At 36.7% G+C, this 19675-nt stretch carries 18 protein-coding genes; 8 read left to right on the top strand and 10 right to left on the bottom strand.

What is annotated here, in order from left to right; all coding sequences use genetic code 11:
* Positions 1-300 precede the first annotated feature (300 nt).
* Positions 301-1350 carry an alpha-L-fucosidase gene (locus AC6CH7_RS26070; protein ID WP_498265489.1) on the top strand — a complete coding sequence of 350 codons (1050 nt, stop codon included), beginning with the start codon at positions 301-303 and terminating at the stop codon, positions 1348-1350.
* A 33-nt stretch (positions 1351-1383) separates the two neighbouring features.
* Here AC6CH7_RS26070 and AC6CH7_RS26065 read toward each other — a convergent pair whose 3' ends face one another.
* Both AC6CH7_RS26065 and AC6CH7_RS26060 read right to left on the bottom strand, forming a co-directional pair.
* A complete protein-coding gene (locus AC6CH7_RS26065; RefSeq protein WP_498265488.1) occupies positions 1384-2397 on the bottom strand; it encodes a zinc-binding alcohol dehydrogenase family protein in 1014 nt (337 codons plus the stop codon).
* Positions 2394-3473, bottom strand: a complete 1080-nt coding sequence (locus tag AC6CH7_RS26060; RefSeq protein WP_498265487.1) for an aldo/keto reductase — start codon at positions 3471-3473, stop codon at positions 2394-2396. The genes AC6CH7_RS26065 and AC6CH7_RS26060 overlap by 4 nt, the downstream gene beginning before the upstream one ends.
* Positions 3474-3579: 106 nt before the next feature.
* Between AC6CH7_RS26060 and AC6CH7_RS26055 the strand changes: the two genes are divergently transcribed.
* Positions 3580-4449 (top strand): AraC family transcriptional regulator, encoded by an 870-nt coding sequence (locus tag AC6CH7_RS26055; RefSeq protein ID WP_498265486.1) that lies wholly within the window; start codon positions 3580-3582, stop codon positions 4447-4449.
* A 7-nt stretch (positions 4450-4456) separates the two neighbouring features.
* Here the strand turns inward: AC6CH7_RS26055 and AC6CH7_RS26050 are convergent, their stop codons facing one another.
* On the bottom strand, positions 4457-4768 hold the full coding sequence (locus tag AC6CH7_RS26050; RefSeq protein ID WP_048906015.1) for a hypothetical protein: 312 nt from the start codon (positions 4766-4768) through the stop codon (positions 4457-4459).
* A 122-nt stretch (positions 4769-4890) separates the two neighbouring features.
* On the opposite strand from AC6CH7_RS26050, the gene AC6CH7_RS26045 reads away from it, so the two are divergent.
* On the top strand, positions 4891-6789 hold the full coding sequence (locus AC6CH7_RS26045; protein WP_498265485.1) for a glycoside hydrolase family 172 protein: 1899 nt from the start codon (positions 4891-4893) through the stop codon (positions 6787-6789).
* Here the strand turns inward: AC6CH7_RS26045 and AC6CH7_RS26040 are convergent.
* The gene (locus AC6CH7_RS26040; RefSeq protein ID WP_498265484.1) at positions 6786-7430 is read right to left on the bottom strand and encodes a response regulator transcription factor; all 645 of its coding nucleotides are present in this window, start codon (positions 7428-7430) and stop codon (positions 6786-6788) included. The two genes, AC6CH7_RS26045 and AC6CH7_RS26040, sit on opposite strands and share 4 nt — an antisense overlap.
* Before the next feature lie 148 nt (positions 7431-7578).
* On the opposite strand from AC6CH7_RS26040, the gene AC6CH7_RS26035 reads away from it, so the two are divergent.
* The gene (locus tag AC6CH7_RS26035; RefSeq protein WP_498265483.1) at positions 7579-7989 is read left to right on the top strand and encodes a hypothetical protein; all 411 of its coding nucleotides are present in this window, start codon (positions 7579-7581) and stop codon (positions 7987-7989) included.
* 66 nt (positions 7990-8055) lie between these two features.
* Here AC6CH7_RS26035 and AC6CH7_RS26030 read toward each other — a convergent pair whose 3' ends face one another.
* Both AC6CH7_RS26030 and AC6CH7_RS26025 read right to left on the bottom strand, forming a co-directional pair.
* Entirely contained in the window at positions 8056-10014 is a 1959-nt protein-coding gene (locus AC6CH7_RS26030) for an ATP-binding protein (protein ID WP_498265482.1), read from the bottom strand.
* Between the two features lie 46 nt (positions 10015-10060).
* Positions 10061-10708, bottom strand: coding sequence for an FMN-binding negative transcriptional regulator (locus AC6CH7_RS26025; RefSeq protein ID WP_498265481.1), 648 nt, complete (start codon positions 10706-10708; stop codon positions 10061-10063).
* Between the two features lie 84 nt (positions 10709-10792).
* Between AC6CH7_RS26025 and AC6CH7_RS26020 the strand changes: the two genes are divergently transcribed.
* Positions 10793-11701 carry an SMP-30/gluconolactonase/LRE family protein gene (locus AC6CH7_RS26020; protein ID WP_498265480.1) on the top strand — a complete coding sequence of 303 codons (909 nt, stop codon included), beginning with the start codon at positions 10793-10795 and terminating at the stop codon, positions 11699-11701.
* A 60-nt stretch (positions 11702-11761) separates the two neighbouring features.
* On the opposite strand, the gene AC6CH7_RS26015 is transcribed toward AC6CH7_RS26020, so the two are convergent.
* Positions 11762-12160 carry a nuclear transport factor 2 family protein gene (locus AC6CH7_RS26015; RefSeq protein WP_498265479.1) on the bottom strand — a complete coding sequence of 133 codons (399 nt, stop codon included), beginning with the start codon at positions 12158-12160 and terminating at the stop codon, positions 11762-11764.
* A gap of 141 nt (positions 12161-12301) precedes the next feature.
* Between AC6CH7_RS26015 and AC6CH7_RS26010 the strand changes: the two genes are divergently transcribed.
* Complete coding sequence (locus AC6CH7_RS26010) at positions 12302-13288, top strand: AraC family transcriptional regulator (RefSeq protein ID WP_498265478.1); 987 nt, start codon at positions 12302-12304, stop codon at positions 13286-13288.
* Positions 13289-13314: 26 nt separating this feature from the next.
* On the opposite strand, the gene AC6CH7_RS26005 is transcribed toward AC6CH7_RS26010, so the two are convergent.
* The gene (locus AC6CH7_RS26005; RefSeq protein WP_498265477.1) at positions 13315-14898 is read right to left on the bottom strand and encodes a Na+/H+ antiporter; all 1584 of its coding nucleotides are present in this window, start codon (positions 14896-14898) and stop codon (positions 13315-13317) included.
* A 77-nt stretch (positions 14899-14975) separates the two neighbouring features.
* Positions 14976-15752: a phosphatase PAP2 family protein gene (locus AC6CH7_RS26000; protein WP_498265476.1), complete on the bottom strand. Its 777-nt coding sequence runs from the start codon at positions 15750-15752 to the stop codon at positions 14976-14978.
* A gap of 133 nt (positions 15753-15885) precedes the next feature.
* Between AC6CH7_RS26000 and AC6CH7_RS25995 the strand changes: the two genes are divergently transcribed.
* Positions 15886-16596: a DUF4488 domain-containing protein gene (locus AC6CH7_RS25995; protein WP_498265475.1), complete on the top strand. Its 711-nt coding sequence runs from the start codon at positions 15886-15888 to the stop codon at positions 16594-16596.
* 8 nt (positions 16597-16604) lie between these two features.
* Here AC6CH7_RS25995 and AC6CH7_RS25990 read toward each other — a convergent pair whose 3' ends face one another.
* Complete coding sequence (locus AC6CH7_RS25990) at positions 16605-18440, bottom strand: outer membrane protein assembly factor BamB family protein (RefSeq protein WP_498265474.1); 1836 nt, start codon at positions 18438-18440, stop codon at positions 16605-16607.
* Positions 18441-18578: 138 nt separating this feature from the next.
* Here AC6CH7_RS25990 and AC6CH7_RS25985 point away from each other — a divergent pair, with 138 nt between their 5' ends.
* Entirely contained in the window at positions 18579-19664 is a 1086-nt protein-coding gene (locus tag AC6CH7_RS25985) for a Gfo/Idh/MocA family protein (protein WP_498265473.1), read from the top strand.
* Positions 19665-19675 lie beyond the last annotated feature (11 nt).

Raw genomic sequence — 19675 nt, 5'->3', positions numbered from 1 at the left:
GTTTAAACAAACTAGATCTTCGGTATTAAAATGATTAAATCAAGTTCTATAAAACATAAATATTAACTTATAATTAACACCCTATTGTGTGTAATTATTTTACATCAGGGCCAATGTTCTAAAGCCGAAACAAAAAGAGGCAAAATAAGCACTTAAACGTATTATACACAAACGTTTGCGCAGTTTTAGGTGGGGATAAAAGATCTGATTTGCCGAATTACTTCCTTACCTTCCGATTCACTAAGCATTATTTATCAGATCTGGTGAATTATCAAATTGAACCAAAATCTAAACCACTAAATGAAAAAACACATTCTATTTTCCTTAGCATTGCTTGCAATGGTAAAATTTTCTTTAGCCCAGGAAGGTATTACAAAGCCCATTCCCTCTTCAAAACCTGGCAAATACCAATTAGAACAAATAAACCGTAAATACGGGATGTTTATTCATTTCGGCATCAACACTTTCCATGATGAGGAATGGACTGACGGAACATTACCGCCAACTTCATATAATCCATCTTCAATTGATGCAGAACAATGGGTTAAAACCGCTAAAGATGCCGGGATGAAATACGTAATACTTATTACTAAACATCATGACGGATTTTGCCTCTGGGATAGTAAATATACCACCTACGATGTAAATAGCGCTGCTAACAAAACTAACGTGATAGAAGCCGTAGCAAAAGCATGCAAAAAGTACGATATAGGTTTAGGATTATATTACTCTTTATGGGACAGGCATGAGAATGCGAAGACCGAGGACACAACTCAGGACAAAGCATATAATGATTTTATGGTGAATCAAATCAACGAGTTAATTGCTATAACTCAGAAAGCCAAAACTAAAGTTGTAGAGTTTTGGTTTGACGGAGGCTGGGTGAAGCAAAACAACAGATGGCCTGCTGCTGAGATTTATAAAGCAATAAAATCTAAAGAGCCACAATGCCAAATAGGAATTAACTGGTCTATAGGTGCACCTGGAAATGCTGATCAACATATGGTTTTACCTGCTCAACAAAAAGAAGGCTACCCTATCAGATACTTCCCAAGCGACTTTAGATTAGGTGACCCATACCTCCCTGCCACGCCTGATCCAAAAATATTCTCTCACAATAATGAGAATTATTATATGCCTTGGGAATCTACTATATGCATCAGTTCAAAATGGTTTTATAACACCAAAGACACTACATATAAGTCCATAGATAAACTGGTTGAGGATTATAAAATAACTACTGCCCAAAATAATATTTTAATTTTAAACACGCCTCCCAATAGAGAAGGAAAAATAAGGCAAAAAGATATTGAGCTATTAATGGAATTAAAAAAGCTAATTTCTAAGTAGACATTTCCCGGATAGGTTTTCCAGATCCTGCTTTCAGAATACAATCACGGCTTTTACCAAACCATTTTCAAAGGCAATAAGGTCTGAAAACCTATCTTTCACTTCTTCAAATTTCAGCTTGTGAGTGATGTAATTTAATGGCTTTATATGCCCATTCCTTATGCACGAAATCACATGCTCAAAATCAATTGGCAGTGCATTGCGGCTACTTAATAATGTTGCTTCCCTTTTATGAAATTCGGGGTGACTAAAACTTATTTCCTGCTTTTGTAAACCTATCAAAACAAAACGAGCACCATGCGCCATATACTGAAATGCATTATTTATGGCTTTCAAATTTCCGGTACAATCAATTACAACTGTGGGCATATCACCATTTGTTATCGTTTTTAATCGCTCAAAAACATTGTCAGACGTGGCATTTATAATATGCTTTATCCCCAACTTATCTCTGCAAAATTCCAAACGTTGCAGATTAGTATCCAAAGCAATTACCTCTGCACCGGCTATTCTGGCAAAATCCATGGTTCCTAAACCTATAGGACCGGCACCTACAACCAGAACAAATTCTCCGGGCTTAACGCTTGCTCGTCTGATACCGTGAGCGCCAATAGCGAGCGGCTCCACCAATACCAGTTCATCTTCACTCAAACCTTCACCTGCGACTAAGGCATAATCAGGGACAAGAATGTATTCACTCATTGCTCCGTCTATATGTACACCGCAGACCCTCATTGTTTCACAGCAATTTGTCTTCCCGTTGCGACAGGCAATACATTCACCACAATAAAAATATGGGCTTATTGTTACCTTATCTCCTATGTTAAATGAGCTTTTCGCTGAAGTTTCAGCAATTTCAGCAGCAATTTCGTGGCCCAATATTCTGGGATAATTAAAAAAGGGCTGAACTCCTTGATAAGCATGGTAATCTGTGCCACAAATTCCTACAGCCTTAATCTTCAACTTAGTATATCCTTCTATTAGATCTGGTGATATTTTATCTATATATTCAAACTCCCCCGGAGTATTACAAACTAACGCTTTCATCTGTTTAATGGTGTCGATATTAATTGTTCATGTTGCATGGCTTTCCAAAAATCTTCCGGAATTTTCTTATTTACCATCATTATATTTTCGCTTATCTTCTCAGGACGGGTTGTATTTAAGGCGATGCTACTTACTCCCGGTATATTAAAACCAAAATCAAAACACGCTTCGGCAGGTTTAACATCAAACTTGCTACATAAGGCAAAAAAATTGTTTCTCCATTGATAAAGTGCTTTACCTTCTACAGTGTGCTTATCTACTTTTTGATAATTGTAAAAATCACTTCCTATTAAGAATCCTCCATTAAATACGGCCGAATTAATAACTTCAATATTCTTCTCCCTTAAGTCGGCAATAAATCTGACTAAATCTTCTGGGTGTGACTTTACCGTTAAGCTATTCGCAATCATTACCCAATCCAATTCTACATCAGCAGCTACGCGCTCAATTACCTTCCAGTTTTTAGCACCAATACCAATTGAAGTTACTAATTTCTGCTTTTTTAATTCGGTAAGTGCCCTATAAGCTTCAAGAATATCCTGATACTTTTGCTCCTTCTCTTTTTCATCTTTTGCCGCAGCTAAATATTCATCAGGATCATGAACAGAAACCATCTTTGCAGAATAAATACCCAGCAAACTGTTCCCCTGATCAAAGCACTTTATAATACCCTCATAGCTGATTTGCTGAACCGCATCATTTTTCAAGTCAACCCAAACGTCTTTTTCAAAGGTAGGTTCTGGAGTTAGCAATTCGGTTTGATACCATCCCAGCTTATTGCATATCACAACATCATCCGGGTGAACATTTAAATCTGCCAAACTTTTACCTAAAACTTCCAACGCCAAACCGGCTCCGTATTTACCGGCCGTATCAAACAAGGCTTTTCCAAGAGAATGCTCAATACATTCCTTTATTATGTTTCGCTTAGTTTCATAACTCACAGACTGATACAAATTCCCTAAACTGCTTGTACCAAAAATTATTGGTGGCAGCTGTCCATCGTTTTTCTTCCTTTTTTCTTTTTTTACAGATAACATCAAATAATTTTGTAATTGATGGTATAAAGGAAGCATGTTTTAAAATATGAAATATGGTGTGCTTATCCATTTATTAAGCTATTTTAACATAATTACCATCAATATGCTTTTTTGAAGTATATTTTAGCTATAATAGTCAGAGATGAAACCTCAACACCTTAAAATTCCGAACAGTGCAGATCATTCTTTTAGCGTAAGAAAAGACATGATTCCAAACATCAATAACAGATGGCATTACCATACTGAAATAGAATTGATCTGCTTTCATAAGGGCACCGGTACCCAGTTTGTCGGTGACAATATTAAAAGATTTGCACCTGGAGATATTGTTTTGGTGGGAAGCGATTTACCACATTATTGGAAATATGACTCCCCTTATTTTGATGATGCCGGATCAAAAGAGCCATACTCGACTGTAATTCATTTTTACGACAACTTTATTGGCGAACGATTTCTACATCTTCCTGAAACCAAACCTATTAAAAACATTCTTGAAAAGGCCAAAAGAGGTATTCTAGTACAAGAGAAAGATGCCTTAGAAATAGCTGCATATATTGAGAAAATATATCAAAGCGATGGCATAGCTAAAATAATAACGCTTCTTGAATGTTTAATGGCAATTGCAAACCTTCCTCAAATTGCCTTACTTTCTTCGATAGGCTTTAAATACGATTATAGCGCATCTGAAAACGAGCGGATGAATAACATTTACAACTTTGCATTAAATAATTTCAAGAAAAAAATTCAGCTGGAAGAAATAGCAGCTGTTGCAGACTTGGTGTCAAATTCCTTTTGCCGTTATTTTAAAACCCGAACCGGAAAGACTTTCTCTAAATTCCTTGTAGAAATAAGAATCGGCTATTCCTGCAAGTTAATTCTTGAAAACAAAATGGATATTAAGCAAATATGTTTTGAATCGGGCTTTAACAATTTTGCTTCTTTTCACAAAAGTTTTAAAATGATCACAGGGAAGACCCCAAAACTTTATCGTCAAAGCCATATGTTAACTTAGCGGATAACTATCTGCCATGGAAGCTATTCAGTGTTGCCGTTTTCCATTTAATATACCCTAGCAATGCGCATTGATCAGCCACAATGGTTTCTATTTTCAAAGGAACATCATTTACTATTTTCCAACGGATACTATATTTATTATTATAACCTATATAGATTACCAGATCTTCAAACAGAGGTTCAACAGATTCTAATTCTACAAGGTGTATTTCCTTCAACTCGGTTGCCAAACGGCGTAATCTTTCATTCATAACTTTAGCAAGTGGTGCCGCAGGAATAGATTCTGGTTCTATAATTGGAAGTACTGTAACGGTCATAACAATAATTGAAATACTACAAATATTAGCAAATATAAGGATATTAACATTGATATCTACATTTAAGTGTTCTCTTGATGTAATTTTTAGAAATTATTGATGAAAATAATTAAATTAAGCGGATGAAAAGAGCCTATCTATGCATACTGGTAAGTGGTTTAACTCTTAATGCCATAGCCCAAAACAACCAAATAAGCACAACAACTGAGTTAAATAAATTACGTTTAATACAAGACCTGCCTAAGTATTGGGAGGACACTAAAGTAAAGCAGTTCTCTTCGTACGATACAACGGGGAACAACGATGATGGGTTTAGTGGTAAATATTCGTTTATACGCAAAAATGCTGACAGCTCATTAGTAATATTTGAAGCTAAAGGAAACGGGGTGATCAACAGGATCTGGACGCCAACACCGAATAATGATATGCTTGACTTTTATTTCGGAGGAGCAACAAAACCTAGCTTTTCGATTCGTTTTTCGGATCTTTTCTCAGGCAAAATATTTCCTTTTATTTCGCCACTAGCAGGTAATGAACTTGGCGGTTATTTTTGTTATTTTCCAATTTCATTCAAGAATGGTTGCAAAATCGTTTCGAGAGGTAAAAAAATGGAATTCTACCAAATTCAATATAGAAGCTATCCTAAGAATTACCAGGTTAGAAATTTCAGTTCTGAGCTTAATGAACAGGAAAAACTAGCACTAACTACGCTTGGTGATGATTGGCACAAAGTGACTAAGCTAAATAGCCAACCAATCCATACTGAAAGTATATTAACACCCTCCAAATCAGTAACCATTGCAGATATAAATGAAGGAGGAAGAATAACCGGAATAAAATTACATCATGCCGATTCTTTTAGAGGTCTAAATAAAAACGTTTTAATTAAGATGAGCTGGGACGATGAACAACCGGCAGTATTTATGCCTGTGGCAGACTTTTTTGGTTATGCCTTTGGCAAAGAATCTATGCAAAGTCTGTTACTAGGCTCTGCTGACAACATCAATTACGCTTACTTCCCTATGCCCTTTAGTAAAAAGGCAAAAATAGAAATTTTACAACTTGAGGGTACTCAGGGAACAACACCCATAAAAATTGAGGCAGATGTGTATGTTGAGGATACAAAATATGAACCTTCAAAAGAAGGTAAATTCTATGCCTTTTGGAATCCAGATAAAAATACGAAACCAGAAACACCTCATTTATTTTTAGAGGGTAAAGGCAAGGGGCATTATGTCGGAACAATTCTACAAGCTCAAGGTCTCAATCCAGGAATGACATTGTTCTTTGAGGGTGATGATGTAACTACGATCGACGGCGAGATGAGAATGCACGGAACAGGCTCCGAAGATTACTTTAACGGTGGGTGGTATGCTTTGCTTGACCGTTGGGACCGAAAAATGAGTTTACCTCTTCATGGCTCACTTGATTATTCTTTGCCATACGCACGAACCGGAGGATACAGGCTATTTATATCGGACAAAATGCCATTTGAAAAAGAAATAAAACACACCATTGAACATGGCCCCGAAAACAACAATAAACCTGGAGATTATACTTCTGTTGCATTCTATTATGCCGACAAATCAATCAATAGTAATCTTGTTTTACCAAACCAGGAGCTAACTAAGGTGTATATACCCGACACCCTTATGGTTTATCCTCAATTAATGCAGTATACGATTGGTGGCGCTGTAAAAATAGATGGGAACATTTTGCATTCCACAGGGGGCGGACAAGTAAAGATAGATCTTAGTGAGCTGCCTAAAGGTCATTACAAGTTGTATGCTGATATGGAAAAATCCGATGATGGTGCTGAAATCACCATATGGCAAAGGCAAAAACTAGTAAGTGAGCCTATTTCTTTTTATACTGAAAAGCGTAAATCTTACCCAAATTCGTATCTCTGCGATATTGAACTGGATGACTTCAAGAATGCCATAACCCTACATTTCAAGCGTGATGATAAAAAATCTATTGTCAACATGCATAGATTAATATTAATTCATCAAAAAAACTAACCGATAAACTTAAGAAATCCTTGATCTGCTGCAATTTTTATCAATGAAGCAACATTTTTGACTTCAAATTTTTGCAGCAGATTTCTTCTATGAGTTTCTATAGTTAACGGGCTCACAAAAAGATGCTTTGCCATTAATGCGGTTGTCTTTCCTTCAGCTATTAGCTGTAATACCTCTTTTTCTCTTTTAGTGAGTTGAGGTATTCCTTTCAGATCATTGGCAGATGGACGAGCAAGAATCTCTTTTACCGCCTTGCTAAAGGCCACTTCTCCATTAAGGGCTTCGTAGATACAGCTAGTTAATTCTTGCACCGAAACATTTTTAAGTAAATACCCGCTTGCTCCATTTTGTAGCATTTGCATTACTATACTTCGTTCGCTGTGATTACTCAAAGCCAAAACGCACGTATTTGGAGATACACTTTTTATTTCTTTACATATGTCCATCCCATTACCATCGGGAAGCATTATGTCAAGTAGTACTATATCAACTTCACTGCTCTTTAAAAATTCGATAAAATCACTTCCTGATGTAAAACAGCCAGTTACATTTATATCACTATTATTCGTAAGTATCATTTGCAAGCCCTGGACAACAATAGGATGATCATCAACAATGGCAAGGGTAATTTTTCGGTTCATTTCGTTTAAAAATAGATATCATTTCGGAACTCAATCTATAAGCAAAAAAAATACCAGAAAACCAGTAGAAGAAAAACCATGTTTAACGTGATTGCCTTCCTTGAAAACATAAAATATTTTTGCAATGGAAAATTTAAATCTAATACCTATGAACATTTTATCATTTAAAAAATCGACGCTTAAGATTGTGACTATGCTAGTAGCAGTAGTCATGTTCGCATCATGCGGAAAAGACAAGGACGGCCCTGACCAGTCAAACAGCTATCCAAAAGAAGTAACAATCGAGTATAGGGTAACAACAACTTCTGGATTAGCAAAAATGAATATTTCTTACACCAATGAAACCGGCGGTCACACCGTATTGTCAGATTCAGCTATTCCTTTTACAAAAAAGTTCAAAAGAACTGTTAATATGGGGGATGGAGCTAGTGTTGGAGTAACATCCTATGTTGGGGGTACAGTTAAGGTTGAAGTATTGATAGATGACAAAGTGGTTAAATCAGAGGTGTTTTCTGGTAATGAAATCATTTCGGGCAGTGTAACCTTTCCTTTTATTTAAGCTGAAGCTATTTCTAAATAAAACGCTCTGTATATCCATCGCATAAAATATCATGCGATGGATTTTTTATTTTATATGACTTGAATTCAATTCAATATTAACTACAGTACCCTCATCAATTATAGATTCTATATTCATTTTTCCTTTCAGTAGTGCGATCCTATTTCTAATATTCATTAGTCCCATGCTTTTTGTTTTCCCTGCAACTACCGGATCAAAACCATTACCGTCATCTTCTATAGTTATGTAAAAGGAATCATCATTCTGACTACACTGAACTATAATATTATTTGCTTTTGCATGGCGAATTGCATTGGATAGTAGCTCCTGTACTATTCGATATATGGTAAGTTGTGTTTTAGTAGAAATCTGCTCATTAACACTTAATGCCTGAAAGTTAATTTTAATATCATTAGTCATTACTGACTCGCACAAATCTTTCAGTGCTGTCTCCAAACCAAACTTCAATAGGGTTTCAGGCATCATATTTCGAGCTATATGCCTTAATTCTTTCACAGAGTTATCAAGCTGACCAATGATTCTATCTAATTCAACATTATTAATATTATCTCCCTGATGCTCTGCCCAACCTGAAAGATTAATTTTTACACCGGCAAGCATCCCTCCTAAACCATCGTGCAAATCTCTGGCTACTCTTGTTCGCTCTCTTTCCTCACCTTCCAGCATTGCGTTGGTTGATATTAGCTTTGCTCTATTTCTATAGTAGTACAAAATAAATATAGCAAGCGCGATCATAAATATAACCGCACTACCGAGTAGCCAATTAGCGAGCTTGTTGTTTTTTGCCGACAAAGCGGCTTTTTGATTTTCAGCCTCGAGTTGAGTAATCATCTTTTGATTTTCGGCATTTCTGAATTTGACTTCCAGGGTATTAATATTTTCCTTTAGTTTACTATCATTCAGACTGTCACTCATTTTGCTATAAGCAGTAGACCATTTATAAGCTTCTTCCATTAGTCCCATGCTCGCATTGGTTTTAGCCAACTGATCGTAAATAGCCTTTCTACTGTTTGCATCTGCGGCAAGCGGGCCTTCTTTTAATAATCCTAATAAAACTTCTTTAGCTTTTTTAAATTCCTTTAATCTAACAAATACCTCATACTTCCTAAAAACGAGCATCTGCCAAAGCATAGTCTGGTTATATTCTTTTGCTAGTGGGATACCTTTACCCAAGCTTATCAACGCCTTATCAAACTGGTCCGTTAAGGTTAAGTAAATTGCTTCATTATAATAATAATTCGGATAGTTAATGGATTTGGGATAAGTCCTTAACATTTTACCTGCCTTATCAAGCACATTTTTTGCTTCTGTTTTTTTTTTCTGATAGCAGTAATTGCTGGTCGCAGCTAAATAAGCGTGCAGTAAAATTGATGAATTTGGATATTCACCTTCCAATAAGTCAATTGCCTTATTGTTATAAATTTCAGCTTTATCAAACTGGCCATTATACATTAATAATGTACCCAATTGCGAATAATAATGTGCGGTTTTTTCAGCATCACCAGCTTTTTCTGACAAAGGTATTGCTTTGTTAATTGCGATATCAATTACAAAAGCATCACCTTTCTCTGTCTTCTTCATTATGGCATAATTGTACCATGCTGCAGACCTGAATTTGTAAACCTCTTTATCTTTAAAAGCAGCTAATTCCTTCTCGGCATTCATAAAAGCCTCAGCGGCTTTTGAAGGATTACGCGTAAAATAATACTGTCCTTCATAAAATGGATAAAGAGCCTTAACCAATGGGTATTTACTTGCCATTGCCTTCCCTCTTATCAAATATTCTTTACTCTTAACGGTATCTTTTGATCGCCAATAATCCGACAATAAATAACTGGTTCGCGCTTTAATACTATCGGATTGTTTGGATTCCAAAATAGCCTGCAAACTATCTGTATAAGATTTTTCATTGATTGGTAGTATCTGTTGAGCATTTGTCTTAAAAGAATTGCTCATTATTATACCAAAAACAAGTAAAATCCAATTCTTATTTGTTTTTTGCATTTCTACAAATATTTTAAATTTTAATAGGTACAAGATAAAAGTAAACTTAAAAATCTTTTGTTTCTTTCTTCATATATCTCCCAATCTGTCTTTCAACATCATGTTGGCTACTGCTCAAAGATTCAATAATCCTTTGCTGCTCAGCGCTTGTTTTATTTTGGCTTAACTTTTTACTGGCCTCAAACGAAGAAACTTCAATTTCAAAAGCCACAATTCCATTTAGCATTTTCAATTTATACTCTTCAGGTAGCTTATTCCATTGGGTCATATAATCAGCTTCAAAAGCATTTATTGATTTCTCCATAACCTCCAGCATCTGGGTGGTTCCACTCATAATAACTGCTTTACCATAGGCATGGACGGCTATGTAATTCCAGGTGGGCACATTTAACTCTTTATCATAAAGCTTTGGTGAGATGTAAGCATGTGGCTCAGAAAATATCACCAGCACTTCATTATTTAATAATTCTTTCCATTGCGGATTAGCTTTGGCAAAATGAGCTATCAGAATGGTCTTATCACCTCTTTTTTCTATCACAAAAGGCAAATGACTTGCATTAGGACGACCGTTATCCGAAGTTACAACAGCTGCAAAGCTATATTGAGTAATAAATTCAATAATCTCGTTTTCATCTGTCGCCAGATTTTGCTTAGATATATACATACGGTAGTGATCAATGATAAATAGTCTCAAATTTATACATTTTACTACACGGTCACATTATTTCGGCACATTTCATTATCTTGTACATTTTATCAACACACAAACCAAATGAACATGAAAATTAAACGTCTTAGTATCCTTGCCCTACTACTCTCTGTTTCATCCTCTTCTCTATTTGCACAAAACCTAACTTCGCATCCAAGCAATCTATTTGCAGCAGACGATGCTAAACTTATATCATCTGATTTTAGTTTCACAGAGGGTTGCTCTGTTGATAAAAACGGAAATGTATTTTTCACAGATCAACCTAATGATAAAATATGGAAGTACAGTACTGATGGGAAGCTTTCCATTTTTCTTGATAAAGCTGGTAGAGCCAATGGCACATACTTCGACAAAAAAGGAAACCTGATTACCTGTGCAGATGAAAAAGGACAATTATGGTCAATAAGCCCATCAGCAAAAGTAAAGGTTATAATGAATGACCTGGATGGTAAACAACTTAACGGGCCAAATGATATTTGGATTCATCCAAACGGGGATATGTATTTTACCGATCCATATTATCAACGTGATTACTGGAAAAGAACTTCACCGGATCTTAAAAGTGACGATGTCTATTACCTCGCAAAAGGGAGCAAAAAGCCAAAAATAGCGGCCGATGGCCTGGTAAAACCAAATGGAATTGTTGGCACACCAGACGGCAAATATCTATATGTATCCGACATTAATGCAGGAAAAACTTACAAATATAGTATCGAAAAAAACGGTGAACTAACCGGAAAACAACTGATCATCGATAAGGGGTCTGATGGCATGACACTCGATGAAAAAGGCAATGTTTACCTTACTTTAGGACAAGGTATTTTTATATACAATCCTGCAGGAGAGCTGATTGCTGAATTAAAGATAAAAGATGGGCCAAGTAATGTGTGTTTTGCAGGAAAGGACAGGAACATATTATTCATTACTGCTCGCAAAACCATATATACACTACCAATGAAAGTCAAAGGAGTAGAATAAGAAAGTTACAGAGGATGGATTATTCCATCCTCTGTAACTCAAAAACTCATAATTACTGAATTATTTTCTCCAAAACTCATTCTCAACATCAATATCCTCTGAGTAAACCACAACATTCTTGATTAAGCCGTTCTCAACGGTATAAACATCAATATTGTCTATATCCAAAACCTGACCGTTCGGGTGTTTGGCCTTCCAATGAACAAGACAAGCAATACTGTCCCCGTTTTCTGCAAGCACTTTTATTTCTGTTAAAGCCAATGTGTTAGAGGATAGCTCAAACATTTGACCGACCATTTGAAATACTTCACCAGCACTGCTTTTAAATCCTGAAACCACGTTATCTCCTGGTTGCGACCATTTTACTTCCGGATGCAATAATGTCCCTAATTTTTCTGTATTTCCTTTTTGTACCGCAGTTAAAAATTCTGTAACTACATTCATCGCTTGATTTTCCATGTTCTTTGATTTTAATTGTTAATTATTTTCTAATACAAAGAAAGTGCTCATACAGAGACTTACCCTTACCAATAAGCGACAAGGTATTGTCTTTTCACGACAAATATTTTTAATGAATAACTTAATCTATAACTTTACTAAATGGAAAACCATCAGCATCGTTTTATATTAAGTCTACTTGCTTATTATGCACAAAGAGATCTCGATGTAAAAAAATTATGCAGCTTGTCAGGCATCGATTTCGAAGCTATTAAGAAAAACAAGATAGTAAACTTTAGTCCAAAACAGTGGAATGACGTTTGGCTTAATGCTGTTCAGAATAGTAAAGACTCTTTATTTGGCCTTCATTTTGGAGAATCAATGCAACTAGCCGCACTTGGTGCCGTTGGCGAAATCATTAAAACAAGCACCACTATTGGGAATGCTTTAACCCAGGCATCAGCGTTAACGCATTTAATAACTGATCTGTTCAGTATGAAAGTGAATGTAAAGTCTGATGTATTCGATATCATTTTTTATCCGTATAAAAAGGTAGATCAAACAAACCTGGCCTACAAACAAACGGTAGATTTTTTCATGGCATTTACTATTCATGAATTGGATGGGTTGCTTTTAGAAAAAATAAAACCTCGAAAAGTAACATTCCCATACGAAATCACACACAATCAGGAATACGAGCGTGTTTTACGATGCAAACCCCATCGAGGCGACAGCTATTGTATTCAATTCGACACAAAATTCTGGGATGATATAATTATTACCGGGAATTACAGCATGCAAAAAACACTGTTACAGCATATCAGTCAACTATCCAATACACAACCGGATAAATTTGAAATGATGGTTTACAATTATATTTTGACAAAATCTTACTTAGGTATTTCCTCAATAAAAGATGTGGCAGCAAATTTTAATCTGAGCGTGCGTACCTTACAGCGAAAACTTGAAGAAGAAGGAACAAGCTTTCAGTATATAGCGGATCAGGCAAGGAAACAACTGGCCTTAAAATATCTTAAATCAGGGGAACATCAAATAAAAGAAATCTCATACATACTAGGTTACAATGAATTAAGTGCATTTACAAGAGCCTTTAAACGATGGACAGGATCTCCCCCCACATCCTACTAATTAACATTTTAAATTATAGGGTATAGTTAAAGGTCAAATCTTATCCTGAGTTTTTCTTCTTCAAGATCAATCAGCCCCTGCAATTTCCTAATCACATCTTCATCTGTATCCTGTTCTTTATTAAGCGCTATCAGAAATAGCCGCTGTTTAATTAGTAATTGAAGGTAAACATCTTGGTAATCTTTCTCTTGATGATCATATTCTGGATGTTCAAAAGCTAAATCGTTCTCTAATCTAGCCCTGATTTGTTGTAATCCCGGGCTGACCTTAACCCTTTCAGAATGATTAGCATCCAGATATTGCATACTATGTTCCGCAAGCATTTTTCTTATCCTTGAGTCCTCTTCTGATTCAGGAAGGTGGTTATCAGGATCTGACATATTAACCCATTTAATCACATAAGGTAGGCTTATCCCCTGTACAACAAGTGTTAAAAGAATCACCGTAAACGTGATGAATAAAATAAGATTTCGTTCAGGAAATGGGACTCCGTCACCTATATATGTCGGTATTGATAGTGCAGCAGCTAAGGAAACCACACCTCGCATGCCTGCCCAGCCTATAATAACCGGTCCTTTCCAACCCGGCCTGTTATCGGCTGTGGTGATGTAGCGGCTGATAAATACAGTAAATACAGAAGCTCCAAGTGTACTCAGTATCCTGGTAACAATAAGCACCAAAGTAATCAGCACGCCGTAACCAATAGCGGCACCTAAACTTACGTTTCCGAGCTGATTTACAATTACCGGCAATTCCAGGCCAATAAGCATAAATACAAGCCCATTTAACACAAAACCAAATGCAGACCACACATTAGCACCCCGCAATCTGCTACTGTGACTTAGGAACAAGTGACTCTTTGAGGATAGAAAAAGCCCACCACTTACTACTGCCAGCACCCCTGAAAAATGAAAGTGCTCAGCAGCAATATACATCACGTAAGGAGCAGTTAGCGTAAGTATGATGTCGATATTTGGATCAGTTGGCATCCATTTATGAACTGCAAAATACACTAGTCCTACTACAATTCCGATTAGAATTCCCATTAAAACCACAATAACAAAACTCAATGCCGCTTCATGAAAAACAAAGCTTCCGGTACTAATCGCGATAATGGCAAAACGAAATACAATTAAACTTGAAGCGTCATTTAGCAAACTTTCACCTTCCAGTATGGCAGTGATGCGCTTGGGAACTTTTATTGTCTTTAGTATTGAGGTTGCCGACACTGCATCGGGGGGTGAAACTATTCCTCCAAGCAATAAACCCAAAGCCAATGTAAACCCTGGTATGATCATTTGAGATACCAAGGCAACCACAAGCGAAGTAAGCAACACAATCAAAAAGGCAAAACTCGTAATCACCCTTCTCCATCGCCAGAAATCTTTCCATGAGGTATACCAGGCTGCCTCATATAATAATGGAGGAAGGAAAATGATAAATATAAGTTCAGGATTAATACTAATTACAGGCAGTCCGGGCAATAAACTTATTGCAAGGCCTCCAACTACAAGGACTATCGGATAGGCTATTTTTAGCTTCTGGGCCAGCATCACCAGAAAAAGTATTACTATAATTATGGCAATGTATGGAATAACAATCTCGATCATAAGTCAGGGCGTATTTCCTTCTAAAAATACATTATAAACCAATAAGCTACAACCTGTTATTCAGCTAATACGTTACATTAGAGGGTACCGCTTAAAGAAAGCCCCATACTATGCTGTTGATAGGATGGCATTACTGTATAATTAAAACTACCCTTTCCTGTAATCAACTTTTTCAGTTTAGGATATAGTAAGTACGACAATTTAGTTGAAAGAATACCAAATCCGGCACCTGCAACAACATCACTAGCCCAATGTTTATTGTTATAGGTTCTGAGTACACCGGTTGCAATTGCAACTGTATACCCGGCATAACCATACCAAGGTGAAACATCCGTATATTCCTGCTTTAGAAATTCAGCAGCAGCAAATGCATTGGCGGTATGACCCGAAGGAAATGAAGTATACCCTGAACCATTAGGTCTTAGCCTGTGTGTAGCTTTCTTTAATGCCGTTACACTTCCGCCCATAATTGCAGATGACAATACATATAAACCGGTAGCATCAAGCAAAGAATGCTTTCCTTTTATACCTAAAAGATTAAGTCCATAAACTGCCGCGGCCGGGGCAAACTGCATATAATCATCGGCATGTGCTGCAAACAAGGGATGATCTTCCTGCAACTCGTCCTTAGTACTATAATCAACCCGCCTGATCACATTCTCACCGGTTAATGATATCACACCATAACCAATAAATACTGATGGAATAATAAACGTAGTAACCTTAGGTTTATAAGTTGCAGGCATCATAGTCGTGTCTGATTTAAAACTACTCTTTTCCTGTAATGTATCCCTAGCTTGGGCAAAAATAACTCTAGGTATTGTAAGCAATACCGCTATAATTAATAATCTCATACACATCTCCTAATAATTTTTTGTCCCTCCAGAGAATTTCAAATTAAAGATGAGATACAATTTTGGAGAAATACTGTAGGTAAACATGGAATATTTTTTATCTTTAATACAACCACTTATAAATTAAACCATTATGAAAAGACACATCATCTTATTAGTACTTGCAATTAGTATTTCCTTTACTGCTGTTCAGGCCCAAATGAGCGCTCTTACTGGCGCATGGGAATTCAGCAATGGAACAGATCAGCACCAGCTTTTTTTTGAAGATGGCTATTTCATACATACGACACACCAGGCTGATAAGTTTATAATGTCTCGTGGAGGTAGTTATGAAGCAAGCAATGGAACTATTAAAGCAAAGGTGTATTTTAACAGTTCAGATTCGTCCAATGTGGGAGGCGAATTAAATGTTCCATTTGAAGTTTCTGCAGATAAGCTATCTATGGATGTGCCAGATGGTCGTGTTAATTTCAACCGTGTAGATGATGGCAAAGCACCACTTGCAGGTGTGTGGCGCATAACTGGAAGAATGCAGGAAGATGGTAAAGTTGCTGACATTCACCAAACTGGTTCCCGTCAAACCTATAAACTACTTACCGGCAAGAAATTTCAATGGGTTGCTATAGATCCTGAGAAAAAAGAATTCTCTGGCACTGGCGGTGGTTCGTATACTTTTAAAGATGGGAAATACACAGAAAAAATAGAATTTTTCTCCAGAGACAATAGTCGTGTTGGGGTTTCATTAGTATTTGACGGGAAATTACAGGATGGCAAGTGGCATCATAGTGGCTTGAGCAGTAAAGGAGCTAAAATCTATGAAGTATGGAGTAAGGTTGACGAATAAACCTCCTTTTACTTAACTGAAAGTAAGGTTACAACACCATCCATTGTTGCCAATAAAACAGATTTTTTACTGATAACATTTACTGTGTTTACCATAGAATTATCTACTTTATGAGCCCAGACTGTTTTCTTACCAAGAGGATCGAAAGCATATACCACTCCATTTCTTGTTCCAAAGAAAACTTGTTTATCTTTTGCAATTAGCATAGAGGGTGTGTGCTCATAGCCAAAACCCATATTTAAACGCCAAAGAACACCCGGATCTGTAGTTTGTGTTTTATAAGCCACCACCTCGTCGTTCATTGTTTTACCAAAAACAAGACTGCCATCTTCAGACATACCTATTGATTCTCTCACTGTAGCTTCCTTATTCCTCCAAAGAACATTACCATTATTAGCATTCAATGCTGTAAGTACCCTATCTGGCGCAGCAAAATAAACTACACCATCCTTTGCTACCGGAGTACACATTGCCGGAGAAAACATACGATTTGCACTTCCATTGTTCCATTTCCAAAGCAATAAACCATTGCTTTGATCTAAAGCGTACAAGTGACGCCCCCAAGAGCCAAAAAACACCTTGCCTTGATATATTAAAGGTTTACCTACTATGGCTCCTTCTACCCCATCAAAAGTCCAGATTTGTTTACCGCTTTTAACATCAATAGCGCTAAAACTATGATCACTTCCACCAATATAAACAACTTTACCATCAACAACAGGTGTACCTAAAACAGACGCTCCTGTTTTAATTTTCCAAATCTCTTTTCCACTATTCAGGTCCAAACCATAAATAGAACCATCACCAGAACCCAATATAACAACATTCCCTACAATAGCAGGAGAAGAATAAATAGCACCATCTGTTTTAAATCCCCATTTCTTACTACCATCTTTTATGGATAAGGCCTCAACTTCACCAATGCTATTTCCAAAAACCACCAGCTTCTTACTGGCGGCTGGAGTTAGTACTACATTTGCACTTGCATGGTAACTCCATCTCTTTTTAACCTGCGGATAAGTGGCATTTATCTCATAAGATGGCCTTACAATTTTACCACTGTTGTTGGCCACAAATTTACCCAAAGGAATACTTCGCCAGGTAGGTTCTATTGCAAATCCGGGCTTTTTAACAGCAAACAAAACAGAATCACTTCGCATTGTAACTACGTTGTATCCACCTACACTATCTTTAGCTCTCAAATTAGAGCGTCCCATGGTTGCGGGTACTCCTTCAAAATCCATTGCCTGATTTGCATGACCATGGCCACAGATTGCATATTGAATATTGTACTTTTTAATCCTGTCGGTTGCTTCATACCAGTTATCCAAACTATTATCAACAGGATAATGATTGATGAACACAATTGGCATATCTGCAGGTGTTTTCTTTAGAACTTTGTCAAGCCAAACTACGGCGTCTCTTGGAATGTGTCCGTCCGACATCCTTACATAAGGACCTGATGCACATGCAATAAATCGATAACCATTATGATCCAATGTAAATTTATCATTTCCAAATTCACGAATAAAGTCTACCCCACCCGACTCCGACCAACCTGTATCATGATTACCTGGAATAACATACCATGGCTTTTTAAGTCCGGTTAAAATCGCCTTTGCAAGCTTAATTTCCAACTTAGTTCCCATTTCAGTTACATCACCCGTAACGATAATAAAATCGAGATCATTCTGTTGATTAATATCATTTACCGTTCGTCTCAGGTCCTCCTCACCAGTTTCAGTCCCAACATGTGTATCTGTAACAAAGGCATATTTAAATGCCTGGGCATTCCCATTTAAAAAGGAGGCAACAAGTATTATAAAAGCAATAAGATATCTCATATCATGACCAGTTTTAAGGCAGCTCAATTTACATTTTTCTAATCACTTGACCTGATTTGTTACAAGAATGTCTCAATTAGAACGTCAATAATTCATAAATTGCCTGTCAGTTAACAAACGAGATCTAAGAATTATCTTATGCAAAAATTACTTACAATTGCCCTGCTGGCATTTTTTTCTTTACAGGTTAAAGCACAATCCAAATTAAACGTTGTATTGGCTGGTCTTAGTCACGACCACGTAAACCTTATAATGGACAGTTACAAAAAAGGTGAGGTAAACATCATTGGAATTGCAGAAGAAAATCCCGTTTTAGTAGAAAGATTTAAAACCCGTTTTAAGTTAGCTGATTCAGTATTTTTTACCGATTTAAAAGAGCTATTGAAACATCGTAAACCTGATGCAGTACTTGCCTACAACGCCATAGAAGATCATTTAATGGTTGTTGAGGCTGCTGCTCCACTTGGTATTTCTGTTATGGTAGAAAAACCTTTAGCCGTATCTGTAAAACATGCAGAGCGTATGGCCGCACTTGCTAAACAATACAAAATCCATTTGTTAACCAATTACGAAACCACATGGTATCCAAGCAATCAGGAAGCATACACCCGAATTAAACAAAACAGTGCTATTGGAGACATTAGAAAAATAGTTGCACATGACGGCCATGAAGGACCTAAAGAAATTGGTGTAAGCAAGGAGTTTTTAAATTGGCTTACAGATCCAAAAAAGAATGGTGGAGGTGCAATTATAGATTTTGGCTGCTATGGTGCAAATCTTATGACCTGGCTAATGAATGGAAAAGCGCCCATTTCAGTTACTGCATTAACACATCAGATAAAAAAGGATGTTTACCCGAATGTTGACGATGATGCAACAATACTACTGGAATATCCAACCGCAACAGGCATCATAGAAGCCTCATGGAATTGGCCATTTAGCATAAAAGACATGGAAGTATTTGGAAAAACAGGATACATACAAGCTGTAAATTCAAATACACTTCGTACAAAGGAAAACGGAAAAACAAACTATCAGCTAGAAGAAGCCAAATCATTAGCGCCTACGTATAGCAACCACCTCAACTACCTCGCTGCAGTGCTGAAAAATGAAATAAAATCCGAAAATGATCTATCATCACTAAACAACAACCTAATTGTGGTAAAAATATTGGAGGCTGCTAAACGTTCGGCCAAAGAAGGACATAAAGTACTTATTGATTAAACCAATTCACC

This window comes from Pedobacter sp. GQ55 (assembly GCF_059758925.1).
This window is presented reverse-complemented; position numbering and strand designations above follow the sequence as displayed.

Coding starts and splice junctions, on each gene's coding strand:
- AC6CH7_RS26015 (WP_498265479.1), bottom strand. CDS start 12,160: ATGGAAAATCAAGCGATGAATGTAGTTACAGAATTTTTAACTGCGGTA.
- AC6CH7_RS26040 (WP_498265484.1), bottom strand. CDS start 7,430: ATGAACCGAAAAATTACCCTTGCCATTGTTGATGATCATCCTATTGTT.
- AC6CH7_RS25985 (WP_498265473.1), top strand. CDS start 18,579: ATGCAAAAATTACTTACAATTGCCCTGCTGGCATTTTTTTCTTTACAG.
- AC6CH7_RS26000 (WP_498265476.1), bottom strand. CDS start 15,752: ATGAGATTATTAATTATAGCGGTATTGCTTACAATACCTAGAGTTATT.
- AC6CH7_RS25990 (WP_498265474.1), bottom strand. CDS start 18,440: ATGAGATATCTTATTGCTTTTATAATACTTGTTGCCTCCTTTTTAAAT.
- AC6CH7_RS25995 (WP_498265475.1), top strand. CDS start 15,886: ATGAAAAGACACATCATCTTATTAGTACTTGCAATTAGTATTTCCTTT.
- AC6CH7_RS26010 (WP_498265478.1), top strand. CDS start 12,302: ATGGAAAACCATCAGCATCGTTTTATATTAAGTCTACTTGCTTATTAT.
- AC6CH7_RS26055 (WP_498265486.1), top strand. CDS start 3,580: ATGAAACCTCAACACCTTAAAATTCCGAACAGTGCAGATCATTCTTTT.
- AC6CH7_RS26005 (WP_498265477.1), bottom strand. CDS start 14,898: ATGATCGAGATTGTTATTCCATACATTGCCATAATTATAGTAATACTT.
- AC6CH7_RS26020 (WP_498265480.1), top strand. CDS start 10,793: ATGAAAATTAAACGTCTTAGTATCCTTGCCCTACTACTCTCTGTTTCA.
- AC6CH7_RS26070 (WP_498265489.1), top strand. CDS start 301: ATGAAAAAACACATTCTATTTTCCTTAGCATTGCTTGCAATGGTAAAA.
- AC6CH7_RS26035 (WP_498265483.1), top strand. CDS start 7,579: ATGAACATTTTATCATTTAAAAAATCGACGCTTAAGATTGTGACTATG.
- AC6CH7_RS26030 (WP_498265482.1), bottom strand. CDS start 10,014: ATGCAAAAAACAAATAAGAATTGGATTTTACTTGTTTTTGGTATAATA.
- AC6CH7_RS26050 (WP_048906015.1), bottom strand. CDS start 4,768: ATGACCGTTACAGTACTTCCAATTATAGAACCAGAATCTATTCCTGCG.
- AC6CH7_RS26065 (WP_498265488.1), bottom strand. CDS start 2,397: ATGAAAGCGTTAGTTTGTAATACTCCGGGGGAGTTTGAATATATAGAT.
- AC6CH7_RS26060 (WP_498265487.1), bottom strand. CDS start 3,473: ATGCTTCCTTTATACCATCAATTACAAAATTATTTGATGTTATCTGTA.
- AC6CH7_RS26045 (WP_498265485.1), top strand. CDS start 4,891: ATGAAAAGAGCCTATCTATGCATACTGGTAAGTGGTTTAACTCTTAAT.